Raw genomic sequence first — 17,288 nt, forward strand, 5'->3', positions numbered from 1 at the left:
GCCCGCTTCCCCAGGGCGCCTTGCCCGCGGTCCACTGGAAGCATCACCCGCGATCGGCCCTGTCACGGCAGGCGGGTGTTACGATCCCTGCCTTATGCCCGGATGGCGAAACTGGTAGACGCAAGGGACTTAAAATCCCTCACCCTCGCGGGTATGCGGGTTCGACCCCCGCTCCGGGCACCACCGACGATCCTCACTTACATGTCCGATCCCCACATTTTCGACGTTCAGGGCCGCTGCGAGGCTGCATCCGGGGCTGTCCCGGCATCCGGTCCCGCGACGGGCACGCCGCTTGTCCCCGGTGCGCTGACCGTCCTGCTGGTGGAGGATGACGCGCTCATCCGCATGGACGCATCCGACATGCTGCAGGAACTCGGCTACGAGGTACTGGAGGCCGAGTACGGCCCGGACGCGCTGGCTTTACTGCGGGAGCGTCCGATCGACGTGCTGGTTACCGATATCGGGTTACCTGGCATGTCGGGTGCCGAGCTCGCCGAACGCGCTCGCCAGCTGCAGCCGGACATCGCCCTTGTCTTCGCCACCGGCGACACGGAACTGGAAAGCCGGGAAGGGCGGCCGCGCGCCGCGGTGCTGTGCAAGCCCTACGACGGCGCGAGCCTGGGCGAAAGCGTGCGCCGCGCGCTTGCCGGGCCCTAGGGTGCCGGTCGACCAAAAGAAAAGCCGGCACCCGCTTGCGCGTCGGTGCCGGCTGGTCAGGCATCGTGGATGCCGAAGTGGTGGAGGTGGCGGGAGTCGAACCCGCGTCCGAAGGCGCTTGACGCCCGGTACTACATGCTGAGCCCACCGTTGGATCTCGTCCCGCGGCAGCACGGTGTGCGAAGCGCGCCGAAGGACCAGCCTGCTTGATTTGACCCTGGCCGACAGGCGGCGGCTTCGGGCGATCCCGTGATAATGACCCTACATCCACGAGCACAGGCACAAGTGGGTTCGGGGCTAGGCCTTAAGCGGCCAGAGCGTAGTTGTCGTCGTTGGCAACTATGAGTTTGCGGCTGGATTTACGAGGAAAGCTGCCCCCTCGGCATGCACCAAGCCATCTCACTACCCCCGTCGAAGCCAGGACACCCCCGGGGAAGAACTGAGTTGGTCAGTCGAACAAGTATATGGGGCCGGCATGGCGCGCTTCAATGCACACGCCGGCGGCCGTTCAGGCCTCGCGGTTGTGCGCGCGCATGGTGCGCTGCTTCTCGCGCTGCCAGTCGCGCTCCTTCTCGGCGTCGCGCTTGTCGTGCGCCTGCTTGCCGCGGGCCAGGCCGATCTCGACCTTGACCTTGTTGCCCTTCCAGTACATCGCGATCGGTACCAGCGTGTAGCCCTTGCGCTCGACCGCGCCGATAAGCTGGTCGATCTCCTGCTTATGCAGCAGCAGCTTGCGCGTGCGCCGGTCCTCGGCGATGACGTGGGTGGAGGCGCTGATCAGCGGCGGGATCGAGGTGCCGACCAGGAAGATCTCCCCCTTGAGCACCACCGCGTAACCATCGCCGAAGTTGATGCGGCCGGCACGCAGCGCCTTCAGCTCCCAGCCCTGGAGCGCGATGCCGGCCTCGTAGCGCTGGTCGATGTGATACTCGTGGCGCGCGCGCTTGTTTAGCGCGATAGTGCCGCCGGCGTGCTTGTCCTTGTCCTTCGTTTTTGCCATGTCCGCTAGACTTGCGCCTTTGCGGATGCGACGGAGGTCGTCGCATCCGGATGATGAAGAGGTAGCCGTGATCGAAATCCGACGAAGCGCCCTGGTCAACTACACGCCGGCGCAAATGTTCGATCTGGTCAACGACGTGGAAGCATACCCAAAGCGCTTCTCCTGGTGTGCCGGCGCCCAGGTGATCGAGCGCCAGGGCGAGGTGCTGGTGGCGCGACTGGACCTGAAATACGCCGGCTTGAAGCAGAGCTTCACTACCCGCAACACCACGGAGCCGCCGGAGCGCTTGCGCATGCAATTGGTCGAAGGACCGTTTCGCAGCCTGGACGGGCTCTGGAACTTCCTTCCCTTGGGCGAACAGGGCTGCAAGATCGCCTTTGAGCTGGATTTCGACTACGTGGGCCTGGGCGCCACCGCCATCAAGCTCGGCTTCCAGGCGCTGGCGACCCGGATGGTCGAGGACTTCAGCCGCGAAGCGCAGCGCGCGTATGGATGAGATCGCGGTCGAGGTGGTGCTGGCGTTGCCGCGGCGTACGCTGCTGCAGCGGCTGGTGCTGGGCGCCGGAGCAACCGTGGCGGACGCGGTTGCCGCCGCGAGGTTCGGCGACGACGCCGGATTGGTCGATCCCGAACGCCTGGGGATCTTCGGCAAGCGCGTGCCGCCCGGTCAACCGCTTCGCGACGGCGATCGGGTGGAGGTGTACCGGCCGCTGACCCTGGACCCGAAGGAGGCGCGGCGGCGGCGCGCCCGCTGACTCAAGGCGTACCGCTGTCGCCGGGAGGCGTGGCGCCGTCATCCTCGCTGCCGTCCTTGCTCTTGTCGCCCTGGGTCTCGTCCACCGGGTAGCTGACGTGGAGCTTCTTGCTCTCCTCGAGCATCTTCTCGGGATCCTGCGCGAAGAAGTCGCCCTCGGTGCGCACCAGCGTGTCATTGTTGAAGGTCAGCGTGAAGGTGCGGATCTTGATCGGGCCGCCACGGTGCTGCTGGGTGGAGACATAGTCCCAGCGGCTGTCGTTGAACGGGGTATGCACCGAGGGCGAGCCCATCAGCACCAGCACCTGGTGCTTGGTCATACCCGGCTTGAGCTGATCGACGTCCTTCTTGTCCAGGAAGTTGCCCTGCTGCACGTTGGGGACATAGACGAGTCCACAACCCGCCAGCGAGAGCGCCAGCATGGCGGAACCGAGCGTGCGAATCAGCTTGTGCATGCGTGTTTTGCGTCCGGATCGTGAAGGTGTCGATGATACACTAACGGCCTAGGTACGCCGTGCGTGGAGCCCCGCTATGGAACAGGAAACCAGAGAGCTGCGCCGGGTCGGCCTGAAGGTCACCCACCCGCGCATGCGGATCCTGCAGATCTTCGAGGAAGAGGGCGTCCAGCACCTCACCGCCGAAGACGTCTACAAGAAACTGCTCGCGGACCAGGAAGATATAGGCTTGGCCACCGTCTACCGCGTGCTCACCCAGTTCGAGGCCGCGGGCATCGTGGTCAAGCACAACTTCGAAGGCGGCCAGGCCGTCTACGAGCTTGACCGCGGACAGCACCACGACCACATGATCGACGTAGACAGCGGCAAGGTCATCGAGTTCGTCAGCGAGGAGATCGAGCGGCTGCAGAAGGAGATTGCCGCCAAGCACGGCTATGTGCTGGAGGATCACAGCCTGGTGCTGTACGTGCGGCCCAAGGGCAAGGGTCGCTGATCCATCGGTCCACGGGCTCGCTGAGCCTCGATCCACAGCTCGTCACTGCAATGCAGGTGGCCGACGCAAAAAAAAAGCCGCGGGAGGACTCCTGTCCACCCACGGCTGATCCGTTACCACTCGGCGCCTCGGCAGTGCGAATTGCTCGCCAGCCGGGTTGCGCCGTTGGTTCCGGCGGAACGGCATCCTGCCGTTCTTCGTGGCCACCGTCCCCACGGTGACCACGGCACGCCATCTTGCGATGGCGGCTCCCCCACATCGATGGGTCCATGCTAACGAGCTGTTCACGATTGCGGTATTGGAAAAATTCCTATGCCAGCCGACCGGGTTCACGGCCCGGCATGCTGCCCCGCAACAAAATCCGCAGGTGCACACCCTGGCGGTCGGGTCGCAGCCGGAACAGCCCGCCGAGCGAGGTGACCCGGTCGCGCATGCCTTGCAGGCCACGGCCGCCGCGGGGCAGGCGGCTGGGCAGGCCCACGCCGTCGTCGCGGATATCGAGTAACGCCAGCAGCATCCCGTGGCGCTCGCCGATGCGCAGGCGCAGGCGGAACTCGCTGGCCTGGGCGTGCTTGACTGCGTTGGTGGCGCTTTCCTGTACCAGTCGGTACACCGCGATGCGCGTGTCCTCGTCCAGCAGCCGCGGGTCGCCACGCATGTCGGTATGGAAGGCGATGCCCGCAGTGGTCAGCAGGTCGCGGATCGGACCTTCGTCGAGGGCTCGCAGGAGGCCGAACTCGTCCAGCACGGCCGGGCGCAGGTCGTCCAGCAGGCGGTGCAGGGCGCGGCGCATGTAGCCGAGGATGGTATTGATCGAAATGCTGATGTCTTCAAGGCCTGCCTGGCGCAAGCGAACCTGTGCCAGCTTCATGTGGGTCTGGATCGCAGTGATGTTCTGGCCTAGTTCGTCGTGAAGCTCGGCCGCCATGTGCCGGCGCTGGTTTTCCTCGGCCTGGAGATTGCCGCGGGCGGCATCGCGCAGCTGGCGGGCGAGTTGGTCGAGACGGCGGTTGACTGCCCCCAGGTAGACGTTCTGCTCGGCGACCCGCTCGCTGCTGCGGCGCAGGGCGTCGGTCGCGGCGCCGAGCATCAGCGCGCCGGTGCCGGCGACGGCCAGGAACAGGTAGCCCGCGGCGCTCTGCGCATGGCCCGGTTGGTGATCCACCGCAGTCATGCCGAGGCAGGAGATCAACATGGCCAGCGTTGCACCGCGCCAGCCGTGTCGGAAGGCGAAGAACAGCACCGGCGCCAGCGAAAGCACGCGTGCAAACTCCGGTTGCGGCGCGGCGTGTTCGGAAAGCATCAGCAGCAGGGCCATTGCCGGCAGCATCACCAGCAGCCCGTCCATCACTAGGCTGGCGACCATTTTCCTGTTCGGGCGCGCACGCAACAGCATGATCGCCAGCGGCGCCACCAGCAGCACACCCAGGTAATTGCCCAGCAACTCGCGTCCCAGGGCGCGGATCATCGCCGCCGGTGCGGCGCTCGCGTGCAGCAGTGCCAGCAGCACCGCGTCGGTGGCCGCCACGGCCCCCACGACCAGTACCGCCGACAGCAGCAGGCGGGTGGCTTCCTCCGGGTCGCGCAGGCTGGCGTGCAGGTTGACCCGACGCAGTAGCCAAAGGCCTACGGCCATGATCAGCGGCTCCGGCAGGTCGCCGATGACGAAGGTCTCCCAACCCATCGGCAACCCGGTGCGCAGGTCGAGGATCACGGTGACCGCCAGCTCCAGCCCGAGCAGCCAGAACCACTGGCGTACCGGGACGATCAGCAGTGCCGCGAAGCGCAGGCCGAAGGGCAGCATCCAGTACGGTTGCTGGGTGGGCAGCAGCGCCAGCCACAGCAGCACGTAGACCACGCCCAGCAGCGGGCCGGAGTCAGGCAGGGAGAAGGGCTTCGATCGCATGGTTTCGATGTTACATGCGACTGTCGCCCGGCCAGCGGCCAGCGGCCAGCGGCCAGCGCCAGCGGGCTTTGGGCAGGCGCGGCCGCTCTCTTATAGACTCGGGCGGCAGGGCCGGACGCGGCGGCGTCCGAAGCGGGCGAGCCGATCATGCGATGGGCGCGTACCGCCCGAAAACCAGGAAGTCAGCGGGGCACCATGTACAGCATCGTTCTGGTCGACGACCACGCCATCGTCCGCGAGGGTTTCAAGAGGCTCATCGAGATGGAGCCGGATCTCGAGGTCATCGCCGAGTGCCGCTGTGCGGACGATGCCGTGGAAGCGATCAACCAGCGTCACCCGGACCTGGTCGCCCTGGACCTGTCGCTGCCGGACGGCAGCGGCCTGCCGCTGATCGAACACCTGCACAGCCTGGCACCCGATACGCACATCGTCGTGCTGAGCATGCATGACGGCGAGCCCTATGTATCCGAGGCGCTGCGCCGCGGCGCCAGTGGTTACGTCACCAAGGGCGCCGCGCCGGAAGAACTGGTGGCGGGGTTGCGCCAGGTGATGCAGGGCGAGACCTTCCTGAGCTCGGACCTCCGCCAGCGCCGGGCCGAGCGCCCCAGCGAGGCACTCGACCCGGTCAACCGCCTCACCGCGCGCGAGCGTGAGGTGTTCCTGCTGCTGGCTGCGGGCAAGGCACCCAAGCAGGTGGCCGCCGTGTTGGGCGTCGGGCAGAAGACCATCTACATCCACCGGGCCAGCCTGATGGGCAAGCTCGGTGCCGGTTCGGAACTGGACCTGTACCGGATGGCCAGCGAACGCGGGTTGCTGGCCGAACGCAAGAACTGAGGGGCATCGGCCGGCCACTGCCGCGAATGCGGCAGGCCGGCCCACCAGCGGTGCAGCTAGTGTCAGGCGCTTTGCGCGCGCTCCAGCATCTGCCTTGCGTGGGCCTTCGTTTCGCGGGAGATTTCCACCCCGCCCAGCATGCGTGCCAGCTCGTCGCGACGGCCGGCCGCATCAAGTTTGTCGATCTGGGTCCGCGTCGTGTCGCCGTCGGTGCGCTTGCTCACCCGCAGGTGGGCGTGGCCCTGCGCGGCGACCTGCGGGAGGTGGGTGACACACAGGACCTGCCGCTCGGCGCCGAGCGCGCGCAGTTTCTGCCCGACCACCTCGGCGACAGCTCCGCCGATCCCCGTATCGACCTCGTCGAACACCATGCAGCCGATCGTGTCCTTGCCCAGCGTGGCCACCTCGATGGCCAGGCTGATGCGCGCCAGTTCGCCGCCGGAGGCGACCTTGCGCAGCGCCCGGGGCGGCTGCCCGGGATTGGCGCTGACCAGCAGCTCGCATCGCTCGCGCCCCTGCACATCCGGCTCGCTGCCATCGACCGGCTCCAGCTCGACCACCAGGCGGCCGCCGGCCATGCCCAGCTCGCCCATCAGGGCGCTGACGTCCTCGCCCAGGCGCGCAGCCGCCGTGCGGCGGGCCTCGCCCAGCGAGTCGGCGGCCCTGGCGTAATCGCGCTCCAGTCGCGAGCGTTCGCTGGCGAGCCGGTCGAGTGCGTCGCCAGCGCCTTCCAGCTCGGCCAGTTCCGCCTGCAGCGTGCCCAGCCGTTCGTGCAGGTCGGCGACCGGCAGGCGGTGGCGCCGGGCCAGTTCGTGCAACCGGGTGAGGTGGACGTCGACTTCGGCGTAGCGCTCCGGGTCCAGGTCGACATCCTGGGCGTAGCGCGCAAGGCCGTCGGACGCCTCGCCCAGCTGGATCTCGGCGTTGTCCAGCAGATCCAGCAGCGGCGCGAGGCGCGGGTCGATGGCGGCAAGCTTGCCGAGCTCGCCGTGCGCCCGGCCGAGGGCGCGGCGAAGGGCGAATTCGCTGTCACCGTCGAGCAGCTCCACCACGCCCGCGGTGCCCTCGGCCAGTCGGCCGGCATTGGCCAGGCGCTTGTGGCTGGCCTCGAGGTCGGCCAGTTCGGGCGCCGGCAGCGCCCAGCGCTCGAGTTCGCCAACCTCGTGGCGCAACAGCTCCAGGCGGTGCTCACGGTCTTCGCCGCCACTCAGCTTGCGGATGCGTGCGCCCAGCTCGCGCCACTGCGTGGCCAGACCGCGGACCTGTGCTACCCGCTCCTCGTTGCCGGCGTAAGCATCGAGCAGGTCGAGCTGGTGCCCACGCGACAACAGCGCCTGGTGCTCGTGCTGGCCGTGGATCTCCACCAGCAGCGTAGCCAGTTCGCCGAGCTGGCTGGCGTTGGCCGGTCGGCCATTGATCCAGGCGCGCGAGCTGCCCTCGGCACGGATCACGCGCCGCAGCTGGCAGGCTCCCTCGTCATCCAGCTCCTCCCGCTCCAGCCAGGCTCGCGCCTCGGGCAGGGCGGCGAGGTCGAACTCGGCAGTCAGTTCGGCCCGGTCGCAGCCTTCGCGCACCATGCCGCTGTCGGCGCGCGCGCCTGCCAGCAGCATCAGCGCGTCGACGAGCAGCGACTTGCCGGCGCCCGTCTCGCCGCTGACCACGGTCAGGCCTGGCCCGAAAGCGATGTCGGCTTCTTCGACGACGGCGAAATGACGGACGTAGAGAGCTGTGAGCATAGGGTGCAATTGTAAGGGGAGAAGCGCACGCAGCGTGGCTACCGCCGCGGCCGGCTTTCTTGCAAACTGCGGGACGACACCTTATTTGTCTGCCGTCTCACCGTTTGCCACAGCGCATGAACCGATCCCACGGCCACGACCTCGACGCCCGCGCCCGCCGCCTGCTGCGCACGCTGATCGCGCAGTACCTGGCCGACGGCGAGCCGGTGGGATCGCGCACCCTGTCGCGCTCCTCCGGGCTGGACGTGAGCCCGGCGACCATCCGCAACATCATGGCGGACCTGGAGGATGCCGGCCTGGTCGCCTCGCCGCACACCTCGGCCGGGCGCGTGCCCACGCCCCGCGGGCTGCGCCTGTTCGTCGACAGCCTGATTGAGCTGCAGCCGCTGCCGCGCGAGGACATGGCGCGCCTCAAGCGCGAGCTGCCGCCAGGACCGACCACCACCCGCGACCTGCTGGGCAACGTCTCGACGCTGCTCTCGGCCATGACCCACTTCGCCGGGGTCGTCACCGTGCCCCGCCAGGGCGATTTCCCCCTGCGCCACATCGATTTCGTGCCGCTGCCGGACGCGCGCGTGCTGGTGATCCTGGTGTTTTCGGACAACCAGGTGCAGAACCGCATCGTGCAGCTGGCCAAGCCGCTGGACGGCCGCGAGCTGGAGCAGGCAGCGAACTACATCAACGCGCACTTCGCCGGATTGCGCGTGGACGACATACGCGCCCACCTGCTGCGCGAGCTGCGCGAGGCCGGCAGCGAGCTGAACCGGCTGGTGGCCAGCGCCACCGAGTTGGCCGCCGCATCCTTCGCGCCGCAGAACGGCGGCGAGGACGTGCTGGTCAGCGGCCAGACCAACCTGATGTCCTATGCGGAGCTGGCGGATCTGGAACGCCTGAAGGAACTGTTCGAGGCATTCCAGAAGAAGAGCGAGCTGCTGCAGCTGATGGAGGTCTGCGCCCGGGCCCCGGGCGTGCGGCTGTTCATCGGCGAGGAATCGGGGTTCGCGGCGCTGGACGGCTGCAGCGTCGTGACCGCCAGCTATGGCGTGCAGGGCCGGATGCTGGGCGCGGTGGGCGTGATCGGGCCGACCCGGATGGCCTACGAACGGGTCATTCCGGTGGTCCAGGCGACTGCCGGATTGCTCAGCGACGCCTTGAATCGCGCCGCGACGTCCCTATAACCGCCCCGGAGGGCGGGTTTCCCGCAGTTTTTCGGTGGTCGGCACGGAGGTGCCGGCCCGGATTTTCGTTTGGGAGTAACACATGCAGAACAACGAGCAGACGCCGGATCAGGTGCAGGAACCCGGTTCCCCGGAGGCGGCGGGAGTCGACGCCCAGCAGGCGCGGATCGCCGAACTGGAGGCAAGCAACGCCGAGCTGCGGGAATCCGTCCTGCGCGAACACGCGGAGCTGGAGAACCAGCGCCGGCGCCTGCATCGTGATCTGGAGCAGGCGCGTCGCTTTGCCAACGAGAAGCTGCTCAACGAGTTGCTGCCGGTCTACGACAGCCTGGAACGAGGGCTGGCGATCGAGAGCGGGGACGCGGCCGCGGTGCGTGAGGGCCTGGCGCTCACGCTGAAGGCGCTGCTGAAGGTGGCCGAGAGCCACGGGCTGGTACCGGTCGATCCGGTGGGCCAGCCGCTGGACCCGGAGCGGCACCACGCCGTGAGCATGGTCGAGGCGCCGGGCACGGCGCCCGGTACCGTGGTGACCGTGCTGCAGAAGGGCTACGTGCTCAACGACCGGTTGCTGCGTCCGGCGCTGGTCGCCGTGGCCAAGGACTGACACATCGCGCGCTGAACACACAGGCGGCCCCGCGGCATTGAATCGCCGGACGCGGGCCACCATCTGGAAAACCATCGCGGCCGCGGGGGCCGCCTAGAAAGCATCGGAGCTTAGAACTATGGGCAAGATCATCGGCATCGACCTGGGTACCACCAAGTCCTGCGTCGCCGTGATGGACGGCAGCACCGCGAAGGTGATCGAGAACGCCGAAGGCGATCGCACCACGCCGTCCATCGTCGCCTTCAGCAAGGACAACGAGGTCCTGGTGGGCGCGCCGGCCAAGCGCCAGAGCGTGACCAACCCGAAGAACACGTTCTATGCGGTCAAGCGCCTGATCGGCCGCAAGTTCACCGACGCCGAGGTCCAGAAAGACCTGCACATCGTGCCGTACGGCATCGTTGCCCACGAGAATGGCGACGCCTGGGTGGAGACCTCCGACGGCAAGAAGATGGCGCCGCAGGAAATCTCGGCCAAGGTGCTGATGAAGATGAAGAAGACCGCCGAGGACTATCTCGGCGAGCCGGTCACCGAGGCGGTGATCACGGTGCCGGCGTACTTCAACGACAGCCAGCGCCAGGCGACCAAGGATGCCGGCCGCATCGCCGGCCTGGAGGTCAAGCGCATCATCAACGAGCCGACCGCGGCCGCGCTGGCCTATGGCCTGGACAAGAAGGGCGGTGACCGCAAGATCGCGGTGTACGACCTGGGCGGCGGCACCTTCGACGTGTCGATCATCGAGATCGCCGAAGTCGACGGCGAGAAGCAGTTCGAAGTGCTGGCCACCAACGGCGACACCTTCCTCGGCGGCGAGGACTTCGACAAGCGCGTGATCGACTATCTGGTCGACGAGTTCCAGAAGGACCAGGGCATCGACCTGCGCAAGGATCCGCTGGCGCTGCAGCGCCTGAAGGACGCGGCCGAGCGCGCCAAGATCGAGCTCTCTTCCGCGCACCAGACCGAGGTGAACCTGCCGTACGTGACGGCCGACGCCTCCGGTCCGAAGCATCTGAACATCAAGCTGACCCGCGCCAAGCTCGAGGCGCTGGTCGAAGACCTGGTCAAGCGCACCATCGAGCCGTGCCGCATCGCGCTCAACGACGCCGGCCTGCGGGTGTCCGACATCAACGAGGTGATCCTGGTCGGCGGCCAGACCCGCATGCCCAAGGTGCAGGAGTCGGTCAAGGACTTCTTCGGCAAGGAGCCGCGCAAGGACGTCAACCCGGACGAGGCCGTCGCCGTCGGCGCGGCGATCCAGGGTGGCGTGCTGGGTGGTTCGGTCAAGGACGTGCTGCTGCTGGACGTCACCCCGCTGTCGCTCGGCATCGAGACGATGGGCGGCGTGATGACCAAGCTGATCGAGAAGAACACCACGGTGCCGACCAAGGCCTCGCAGACCTTCTCCACCGCCGACGACAACCAGACTGCCGTGACGGTGCACGTGCTGCAGGGTGAGCGCGAGCGCGCCAGCGCGAACAAGTCGCTGGGCCGCTTCGACCTCACCGGCATCGATCCGGCGCCGCGTGGCATGCCGCAGATCGAGGTCACGTTCGACATCGACGCCAACGGCATCCTGCACGTGTCGGCCAAGGACAAGAAGACCGGCAAGGAACAGAAGATCGAGATCAAGGCCGGTTCGGGCCTGTCCGAGGACGAGATCAAGCGGATGGTCGCGGACGCCGAGGCGAACAAGGAGGAAGACCGCAAGTTCCACGAGCTGGTCGCCACGCGCAACAAGGCCGACCAGCTGGTGCACGCCACCCGTAGCGCGCTGAAGGAGCACGGCGGCAAGGTCGGTGCGCAGATCGGCTCGATCGAGGAAGCCCTTTCCGAGCTCGAGAAGATCAAGGACGGCGACGACAAGGCGCAGATCGAAGCGAAGATGCAGAAGCTCGAGCAGGCCGCACAGGCACTCTATGCCGCGGCACAGGGCGGCGGCGCGGAAGCGGGTCCCCAGGCTGCGCCGGGCGGCGGTTCCGCCCAGCCCGACGACGTGGTCGATGCCGAGTTCACCGAGGTCAAGGACGAGAAGAAGTAATCCTGGAAAGTCGGCGCCGCCCGTAAGAGCAGCCCGCGCCGGCTATCATGGCCGGCGCGGGCTGTTTGTTGATCGGGCGGATCCGCGGGTCGAAAAGGGCAGAGCAGGGGTTTGGTTCAAGTCATGAATGCAGCAACGGGAAAGCGCGATTACTACGAGGTGCTCGGTGTCGAGCGCACCGTCACCGAGGTCGAGCTCAAGAAATCCTTCCGCCGGTTGGCAATGAAATACCACCCGGACCGCTGCCCGGACGATCCCACCGCGCAGGAGAAGTTCAAGGAGGCCAAGGAGGCCTACGAGTTCCTGGCCGATCCCCAGAAGCGTTCCATGTATGACCAGCACGGCCATGCCGCCTTTGAAGGCGGCATGGGCGGGCGCGGTGGCTTCGGCGACATGGGCGACATCTTCGGGGACATCTTCGGCGACATCTTCGGCATGGGCGGCGGTCGCGGGCGGCCACGCCGCGGCGCGGACCTGCGCTACGTGATGGAGCTCGATCTCGAAGATGCGGTCTTTGGCATCGAGAAGACGATCCAGATTCCTACCCAGGTCAACTGCCACCACTGCAACGGCAGCGGTTCGGCGGACGGCAAGACGGTGCAGTGCAAGACGTGCCATGGGCACGGGCGCGTGCGCATGCAGAACGGCATCTTTTCGATCCAGCAGGCCTGCCCGCATTGCGGCGGCAGCGGCCACACCATCGAGAAGCCCTGCAAGGCCTGCCGCGGCGAAGGCCTGCTGGAAGAGGCCCGCACGCTGTCGGTGCGCATTCCGGCCGGCGTGGACAACGGCGACCGCATCCGGCTGTCCGGGCAGGGAGAGGCCGGCCCGGCCGGCGCCGAGCCGGGCGATCTGTACGTCGACGTGCGGGTGCGCGAGCATGCGATCTTCCAGCGCGACGGCAACGATCTGCATTGCGAAGTGCCCATCCGCTTCGCGCAGGCGGCGCTGGGCGCGGAGCTCAAGGTCCCCACGCTGGAAGGCGAGGTGCCCGTGTCGATCCCGCCCGAAACCCAGACCGGGCAGAGTTTCCGGCTGCGCGGGCGCGGCGTGAAATCGGTGCGCTCCGGCCGCATCGGCGATCTGTTCTGCCGCGTCGTGGTGGAGACCCCGGTGCGCCTGACCCGCGAGCAACGCGAACTGCTCGAGAAGCTCGAGGCCAGCTTCAGCGAGGGCGAACCCGATGCGCACACCCCGCGCGCCAAGAGCTGGGTCGACGGGGTCAAGGACTTCCTCTCGCGCGTCACCTCGTAGGCCAGACGCCGCACCGATACCGACCACTTCCCTGCGCGGGCAGGCATCTGCTCGCGGGCCGGATGGCGCGCGCTTGCGGTGAATGCGTGGCTTCGTTCTCCCGGTTACGCTAGCGCTTCAGAATGCATGGAACCCCGCGATGACCCCACCGATACGCCTTGCCGTCAACGGCGCCGCAGGCCGCATGGGGCGGGTGTTGCTCGACCTTCTGCGTGACGACGGCCGCTTCGAGGTCGTGGCTGCGGTAATCGCGCCCGGCATGCCGCAGCAGGGCGAACGCGTCTGGCATGACCGCGCCAGTCCGTGTTTCGTGGCCGAGTGGCCACAGGACCCGCCGGATGCCGTCATCGACTTCAGCGGCCCCGATGGGCTGGCCGCCGCCTTGGACTACTGCACTGGCCGTGGCGTGCCGCTGGTCAGCGGCACCACCGGCACCGATGCGGCACTCAAGGCACGCGTGGCAATGGCAGCCTCGCGCATCGCCGTGATGCACGCGAGCAACTTCAGCCTGGGCGTCGCGGTGCTCACCCGGCTGCTGCGCGATGCGGCGGCTGCATTGCCGGAGTGGGACCTGGAGATCGTGGAGGCGCACCACGGCCGCAAGACGGATGCTCCCTCCGGCACTGCGCTCTCGCTCGGCGAGGCTGCGGCCGCGGCGCGCGGTAGCACGCTCGCACGGGACGGGGTCACCGGCTCGCGTGAAGGTGCACGGCGGGCAGGGAGCATCGGTTTCGCGGTGGTGCGCGGCGGCGACATCGTGGGAGAACACACGGCCATGCTGATCGGCAGCGGCGAACGGGTGGAGCTGGCCCACCGGGCCACCGACCGCAGCATCTTCGCGCGCGGCGCAATCGAGGCCGCGCACTGGCTGCATGCCAAGCCGCCGGGTGCCTATGACCTCGAGTCGATGCTGGCTGCGCGGCTGCGTGCGTAGTTGGGAGCGGCAACTCGCTTCACCGTGCCCGGACAACCCGGTGCGGGTTTGAAACCCGATCGCGTGTCCGCCCAGGCAGATGCTTGTCCCGCCAGCATGGCGCCGCTAACATGCCGCCCGTTGTCATTGGGGAGTAGCCATCCTCACCCCGAGGGCCGTGTGCCTTCGTTCCCCGAGGAATCCACGTCAACAGACTTGGAGCCGACGCTCCATGGCGTGGATGGTCGCGCCGCCTCACGGCGGAACGCGCGCCCGGCGAGACCTTTGGCCACGATGTGCCTCGAACCCTCGCCGGGCGGGCCGCATCGTCGCGCCAACGGTTTCCTGCTCGCCCGGCCGGATCTGCCTTGATGCTCACCACCTTGTGGTTCCTGCTTTCCGCCGGGGCGATCTATGCCGCCTGCGAGTACTTCGTCAACGGCATCGAGTGGCTCGGTCGCAAATGCCGGCTGGATGCCACCGCCACCGGGACCGTACTCGCCGCGTTCGGCACTGCACTGCCCGAGAGTGCCGTGACCTTCATCGCCGTGGTGTTCGGGCACACGCCCGAGCAACGTGGCATCGGTGTCGGTGCGGCCCTGGGCGGGCCGCTGGTACTGGGCACGATCGCCTATGCGGTGGTCGGCGCCGCCCTGTGGAAGCACCGTCGCCGGCTGAGGCGCCCCGATGCGATCGTGAAGGTGGACAACGCACGGCTCGCGCGCGACCAGCGATGGTTCCTGTCCATTTTCGTGGTCAAGTGCGCGCTGGGCCTGGTGGCTTTCGCCCTGAAGCCGTGGCTTGGCGTGCTGTTCATCGCGGCCTACGCTCTCTACGTCTGGCGCGAGCTGAAAAGCGGCGACATGGCGGCGGACGAGGAGGAACTGGAGCCGCTGAAGTTCCAGCCGCACGCGGCCGACCCGTCGATGTGGAGGGTGGTCGGGCAGAGTGTGCTGGCGCTGGTCGTGATCGCGGTCGCCTCGCGCGTCTTCGTCACGCAGATGGAAGCCATCGGGCTGGCCCTGGGCCTGTCGGCGCACGTGGTGGCACTGGTGTTGAGCCCCGTGGCCACCGAGCTGCCCGAGACCGTCAACGCGCTCATCTGGGTGCGCCAGGGCAAGGAGCGCCTGGCGCTGGCAAACATTTCAGGCGCGATGATGATCCAGGCGACCATTCCCAGCTCGCTGGCGCTGTTCTTCACGCCGTGGCTGTTCGACCTGCCGCTGATCGTCGCCGGGGTGCTCACCACGCTGGCCGTCGGCTACCTCTGGTGGCTGTTCCAGCGCGGGCACGTCAACGCACGATGGCTGGTACCGGTAGGACTGCTGTACGGCGTTTTCGCCGCGTTCGTGGCGTGGCACCTGGCCTGACGGTCAGTCCCGGTGCGCGGCGTTGCGGGCACGCCGCGCACCGAAGCGACGGTCGAGTGCACCGACCAGTTGCTTGAAACCGCGCGAGAACTTGCCGCGCCGGGTCTTGCGCAGCTTTTCCTCCTCGCTGGTCAGCCAGGCGACCTGGATGACCCGGCGCTCCCCCTCGAAGGGCAGGTGGCCATGGAACGAGTTGTCGCAGCGCTTGAACACGGCGAACTCGCCGTACAGGGGCGTGAGCTCCGGCGCCACCAGGTCGTCGATGTCGTCGATGCGGCGAAGAAAACGCAGGCACCCTTCGCTGCTGTCCGGCCATTGACGGTTGAGGTAGAGCAGGGCGGTGGCGACCTTAGACTTGCTGTCGGTGTGGATCGTGCCGTGGCGCTTGTTGAGATAGCGGCACAACGTCACCAGCGTCGGGTACCCACCCAGGTTCTCGATGCCCAGCCGCTCGCCGATCGCACTGGCGAAGGCAGGTGCCGTCAGGTCCGCCACCAGCGCGTTGACCGACGGGCCGCAATCGGCCGGGTCGTAGGGAAAGAAGCCGGCGCTGGTATAGCGGGGGAAGTCACGCTCCAGCTCGTTGCGCGCATCGTCCGGCAACTGGCCGTGGGCGATCAGGAACGGAAACGGTTCCTGTCGCACGTCCGTGTCCGGGCGGTCGAGGCGGGCAGGGTCGAGCAAGACGGTGGCGTTCATGGACAGCTTCGTGGGCCGGATGCCGGCCAGTTTAGCGCGCGCCGAGCACGCACAGAGGCCCGCGTAGATGCCTTGTTCACGCTCCGCGCGGTGGACAGGGTCGGCCCCCGCACCTATCATTGCGTCCCGCCCGAGACTTCTTCCGACCCAAGGTCCACAAGCCTGCTTCCAGCGGCTTGCGGACTTTGCTGCACCTAAAGGCGGCCCCCATGCCCATTCCCGCTCTGCTTGCCCTCGAAGATGGCAGCGTGTTCCACGGCCACGCCGTGGGCGCGACTGGCGAAACCGTCGGCGAGGTGGTTTTCAATACGGCGATGACGGGCTACCAGGAGATCCTCACCGATCCCTCCTACGCCCGCCAGATCGTCACCCTGACATACCCCCACGTCGGCAACACCGGTGTGAACCCGGCAGACGCGGAATCGACCCGAGTGCAGGCCGCCGGCCTGATCGTGCGCGACGTGCCGCGCCGGCCGAGCAACTGGCGCAGCACCGAAAGCCTGCCCGACTACCTCGCCCGCCAGGGCATCGTGGCGATCGCCGGCCTCGACACCCGCCGGCTGACCCGCATCCTGCGCGACAAGGGCGCGCAGAACGGCTGCATTCTGGCCGGCGAGGGCGTCGACGCCGAGACGGCGCTGGCCAAGGCGCGCGCTTTCCCCGGCCTCAATGGCATGGACCTGGCCAAAGTGGTCAGCGTGCGCGAGCCCTACCACTGGACCGAAGGCTTGTACGACCTCGACCATGTCGCCTTCACCCAGCCGGCCACGCGGTACAAAGTGGTGGCCTACGACTACGGCACCAAGCTCAACATCCTGCGGCTGCTGGCCAGCCATGGCTGCGACATCACCGTGGTGCCGGCGCAGACGCCCGCCGCCGAGGTGCTGGCGATGAAGCCCGATGGCGTGTTCCTGTCCAATGGCCCCGGCGACCCGGCCGCCTGCGACTATGCCATCGCCGCGACGCGCGCCTTCCTGGACGCGAAGGTCCCGCTGTTCGGCATCTGCCTGGGCCACCAGTTGATGGGGCTGGCGCTGGGCGCGAAGACGCTCAAGATGAAGTTTGGCCACCACGGCGCCAACCATCCGGTGAAGGACCTCGATGACGGCCGCGTGCTGATCACCAGCCAGAACCACGGCTTCGCGGTGGATCCGGCCACGCTGCCGGCCAACGTGCGCATCACCCACACCTCGCTGTTCGACGGGTCGCTGCAGGGCTTCGCGCTGACCGACCGCCCGGCGTTCTGCTTCCAGGGCCATCCGGAAGCGGCGCCCGGCCCGCATGACGTCGGCTATCTCTTCGCGCGCTTCGCGCAGCTCATGCAGGAGGCCCGCTAATGCCCAAGCGCACCGACATCAAGAGCGTGCTGATCATCGGCGCCGGCCCGATCGTGATCGGCC

At 67.7% G+C, this 17,288-nt stretch carries 17 protein-coding genes, 1 tRNA gene, 1 other RNA gene and 1 riboswitch; of the genes, 13 read left to right on the top strand and 6 right to left on the bottom strand.

Features of this window, described 5'->3' with window-relative positions:
• The first annotated feature begins 96 nt into the window (after positions 1 to 96).
• Positions 97 to 183 (top strand) — tRNA-Leu (locus VFH59_RS02160).
• A gap of 18 nt (positions 184 to 201) precedes the next feature.
• A complete protein-coding gene (locus VFH59_RS02165) occupies positions 202 to 657 on the top strand; it encodes a response regulator (protein WP_325163245.1) in 456 nt (151 codons plus the stop codon).
• Positions 658 to 735: 78 nt separating this feature from the next.
• Here the strand turns inward: VFH59_RS02165 and ssrA are convergent.
• Positions 736 to 1,087: a transfer-messenger RNA gene (gene ssrA, locus VFH59_RS02170) on the bottom strand.
• 78 nt (positions 1,088 to 1,165) lie between these two features.
• Positions 1,166 to 1,657, bottom strand: coding sequence for an SsrA-binding protein SmpB (smpB, locus tag VFH59_RS02175; RefSeq protein ID WP_325163246.1), 492 nt, complete (start codon positions 1,655 to 1,657; stop codon positions 1,166 to 1,168).
• 67 nt (positions 1,658 to 1,724) lie between these two features.
• Here smpB and VFH59_RS02180 point away from each other — a divergent pair, with 67 nt between their 5' ends.
• Positions 1,725 to 2,153 (top strand): type II toxin-antitoxin system RatA family toxin, encoded by a 429-nt coding sequence (locus tag VFH59_RS02180; RefSeq protein WP_325163247.1) that lies wholly within the window; start codon positions 1,725 to 1,727, stop codon positions 2,151 to 2,153.
• Complete coding sequence (locus tag VFH59_RS02185) at positions 2,146 to 2,412, top strand: RnfH family protein (RefSeq protein WP_325163248.1); 267 nt, start codon at positions 2,146 to 2,148, stop codon at positions 2,410 to 2,412. The genes VFH59_RS02180 and VFH59_RS02185 overlap by 8 nt, the downstream gene beginning before the upstream one ends.
• A 1-nt stretch (position 2,413) precedes the next feature.
• On the opposite strand, the gene VFH59_RS02190 is transcribed toward VFH59_RS02185, so the two are convergent.
• On the bottom strand, positions 2,414 to 2,866 hold the full coding sequence (locus VFH59_RS02190; RefSeq protein WP_325163249.1) for an outer membrane protein assembly factor BamE: 453 nt from the start codon (positions 2,864 to 2,866) through the stop codon (positions 2,414 to 2,416).
• Between the two features lie 76 nt (positions 2,867 to 2,942).
• Between VFH59_RS02190 and fur the strand changes: the two genes are divergently transcribed.
• Entirely contained in the window at positions 2,943 to 3,359 is a 417-nt protein-coding gene (gene fur, locus VFH59_RS02195; RefSeq protein ID WP_325163250.1) for a ferric iron uptake transcriptional regulator, read from the top strand.
• Positions 3,360 to 3,669: 310 nt separating this feature from the next.
• Here the strand turns inward: fur and VFH59_RS02200 are convergent, their stop codons facing one another.
• Positions 3,670 to 5,265: an MASE1 domain-containing sensor histidine kinase gene (locus VFH59_RS02200; RefSeq protein WP_325163252.1), complete on the bottom strand. Its 1,596-nt coding sequence runs from the start codon at positions 5,263 to 5,265 to the stop codon at positions 3,670 to 3,672.
• Positions 5,266 to 5,460: 195 nt separating this feature from the next.
• Between VFH59_RS02200 and VFH59_RS02205 the strand changes: the two genes are divergently transcribed.
• Complete coding sequence (locus VFH59_RS02205; protein ID WP_325163253.1) at positions 5,461 to 6,099, top strand: response regulator transcription factor; 639 nt, start codon at positions 5,461 to 5,463, stop codon at positions 6,097 to 6,099.
• Positions 6,100 to 6,161: 62 nt separating this feature from the next.
• Here the strand turns inward: VFH59_RS02205 and recN are convergent, their stop codons facing one another.
• On the bottom strand, positions 6,162 to 7,835 hold the full coding sequence (gene recN / locus VFH59_RS02210) for a DNA repair protein RecN (protein ID WP_325163254.1): 1,674 nt from the start codon (positions 7,833 to 7,835) through the stop codon (positions 6,162 to 6,164).
• Positions 7,836 to 7,951: 116 nt separating this feature from the next.
• Here recN and hrcA point away from each other — a divergent pair, with 116 nt between their 5' ends.
• The 6 genes from hrcA (at position 7,952) to VFH59_RS02240 (ending at position 15,189) form a co-directional block, all read left to right on the top strand.
• On the top strand, positions 7,952 to 9,013 hold the full coding sequence (gene hrcA, locus VFH59_RS02215) for a heat-inducible transcriptional repressor HrcA (RefSeq protein WP_325163255.1): 1,062 nt from the start codon (positions 7,952 to 7,954) through the stop codon (positions 9,011 to 9,013).
• A gap of 82 nt (positions 9,014 to 9,095) precedes the next feature.
• Positions 9,096 to 9,617, top strand: coding sequence for a nucleotide exchange factor GrpE (gene grpE, locus VFH59_RS02220; RefSeq protein WP_325163256.1), 522 nt, complete (start codon positions 9,096 to 9,098; stop codon positions 9,615 to 9,617).
• 118 nt (positions 9,618 to 9,735) lie between these two features.
• The gene (gene dnaK, locus VFH59_RS02225; protein ID WP_325163257.1) at positions 9,736 to 11,652 is read left to right on the top strand and encodes a molecular chaperone DnaK; all 1,917 of its coding nucleotides are present in this window, start codon (positions 9,736 to 9,738) and stop codon (positions 11,650 to 11,652) included.
• 123 nt (positions 11,653 to 11,775) lie between these two features.
• On the top strand, positions 11,776 to 12,906 hold the full coding sequence (dnaJ, locus tag VFH59_RS02230; RefSeq protein ID WP_325163258.1) for a molecular chaperone DnaJ: 1,131 nt from the start codon (positions 11,776 to 11,778) through the stop codon (positions 12,904 to 12,906).
• 139 nt (positions 12,907 to 13,045) lie between these two features.
• Entirely contained in the window at positions 13,046 to 13,840 is a 795-nt protein-coding gene (gene dapB, locus VFH59_RS02235; RefSeq protein WP_325163259.1) for a 4-hydroxy-tetrahydrodipicolinate reductase, read from the top strand.
• A gap of 116 nt (positions 13,841 to 13,956) precedes the next feature.
• Positions 13,957 to 14,094, top strand: a riboswitch (yybP-ykoY riboswitch).
• 96 nt (positions 14,095 to 14,190) lie between these two features.
• Positions 14,191 to 15,189: a sodium:calcium antiporter gene (locus tag VFH59_RS02240; protein ID WP_325163260.1), complete on the top strand. Its 999-nt coding sequence runs from the start codon at positions 14,191 to 14,193 to the stop codon at positions 15,187 to 15,189.
• Positions 15,190 to 15,192: 3 nt separating this feature from the next.
• On the opposite strand, the gene VFH59_RS02245 is transcribed toward VFH59_RS02240, so the two are convergent.
• Positions 15,193 to 15,888 (bottom strand): 2OG-Fe(II) oxygenase, encoded by a 696-nt coding sequence (locus VFH59_RS02245; protein WP_325163261.1) that lies wholly within the window; start codon positions 15,886 to 15,888, stop codon positions 15,193 to 15,195.
• Between the two features lie 209 nt (positions 15,889 to 16,097).
• On the opposite strand from VFH59_RS02245, the gene carA reads away from it, so the two are divergent.
• The gene (carA, locus tag VFH59_RS02250; RefSeq protein ID WP_325163262.1) at positions 16,098 to 17,225 is read left to right on the top strand and encodes a glutamine-hydrolyzing carbamoyl-phosphate synthase small subunit; all 1,128 of its coding nucleotides are present in this window, start codon (positions 16,098 to 16,100) and stop codon (positions 17,223 to 17,225) included.
• Positions 17,226 to 17,288 lie beyond the last annotated feature (63 nt).

The organism is Frateuria sp. (genome assembly GCF_035695185.1).
GTDB lineage: Bacteria > Pseudomonadota > Gammaproteobacteria > Xanthomonadales > Rhodanobacteraceae > Frateuria_A.

Excerpts from the sequence above, each read along its gene's own strand:
- VFH59_RS02200 (WP_325163252.1), bottom strand. The coding sequence starts at position 5,265 with ATGCGATCGAAGCCCTTCTCCCTGCCTGACTCCGGCCCGCTGCTGGGC.
- smpB (WP_325163246.1), bottom strand. The coding sequence starts at position 1,657 with ATGGCAAAAACGAAGGACAAGGACAAGCACGCCGGCGGCACTATCGCG.
- VFH59_RS02240 (WP_325163260.1), top strand. The coding sequence starts at position 14,191 with ATGCTCACCACCTTGTGGTTCCTGCTTTCCGCCGGGGCGATCTATGCC.
- carA (WP_325163262.1), top strand. The coding sequence starts at position 16,098 with ATGCCCATTCCCGCTCTGCTTGCCCTCGAAGATGGCAGCGTGTTCCAC.
- fur (WP_325163250.1), top strand. The coding sequence starts at position 2,943 with ATGGAACAGGAAACCAGAGAGCTGCGCCGGGTCGGCCTGAAGGTCACC.
- VFH59_RS02185 (WP_325163248.1), top strand. The coding sequence starts at position 2,146 with ATGGATGAGATCGCGGTCGAGGTGGTGCTGGCGTTGCCGCGGCGTACG.
- recN (WP_325163254.1), bottom strand. The coding sequence starts at position 7,835 with ATGCTCACAGCTCTCTACGTCCGTCATTTCGCCGTCGTCGAAGAAGCC.
- grpE (WP_325163256.1), top strand. The coding sequence starts at position 9,096 with ATGCAGAACAACGAGCAGACGCCGGATCAGGTGCAGGAACCCGGTTCC.
- VFH59_RS02205 (WP_325163253.1), top strand. The coding sequence starts at position 5,461 with ATGTACAGCATCGTTCTGGTCGACGACCACGCCATCGTCCGCGAGGGT.
- VFH59_RS02165 (WP_325163245.1), top strand. The coding sequence starts at position 202 with ATGTCCGATCCCCACATTTTCGACGTTCAGGGCCGCTGCGAGGCTGCA.
- dapB (WP_325163259.1), top strand. The coding sequence starts at position 13,046 with ATGACCCCACCGATACGCCTTGCCGTCAACGGCGCCGCAGGCCGCATG.
- dnaK (WP_325163257.1), top strand. The coding sequence starts at position 9,736 with ATGGGCAAGATCATCGGCATCGACCTGGGTACCACCAAGTCCTGCGTC.
- VFH59_RS02245 (WP_325163261.1), bottom strand. The coding sequence starts at position 15,888 with ATGAACGCCACCGTCTTGCTCGACCCTGCCCGCCTCGACCGCCCGGAC.
- dnaJ (WP_325163258.1), top strand. The coding sequence starts at position 11,776 with ATGAATGCAGCAACGGGAAAGCGCGATTACTACGAGGTGCTCGGTGTC.
- VFH59_RS02190 (WP_325163249.1), bottom strand. The coding sequence starts at position 2,866 with ATGCACAAGCTGATTCGCACGCTCGGTTCCGCCATGCTGGCGCTCTCG.
- hrcA (WP_325163255.1), top strand. The coding sequence starts at position 7,952 with ATGAACCGATCCCACGGCCACGACCTCGACGCCCGCGCCCGCCGCCTG.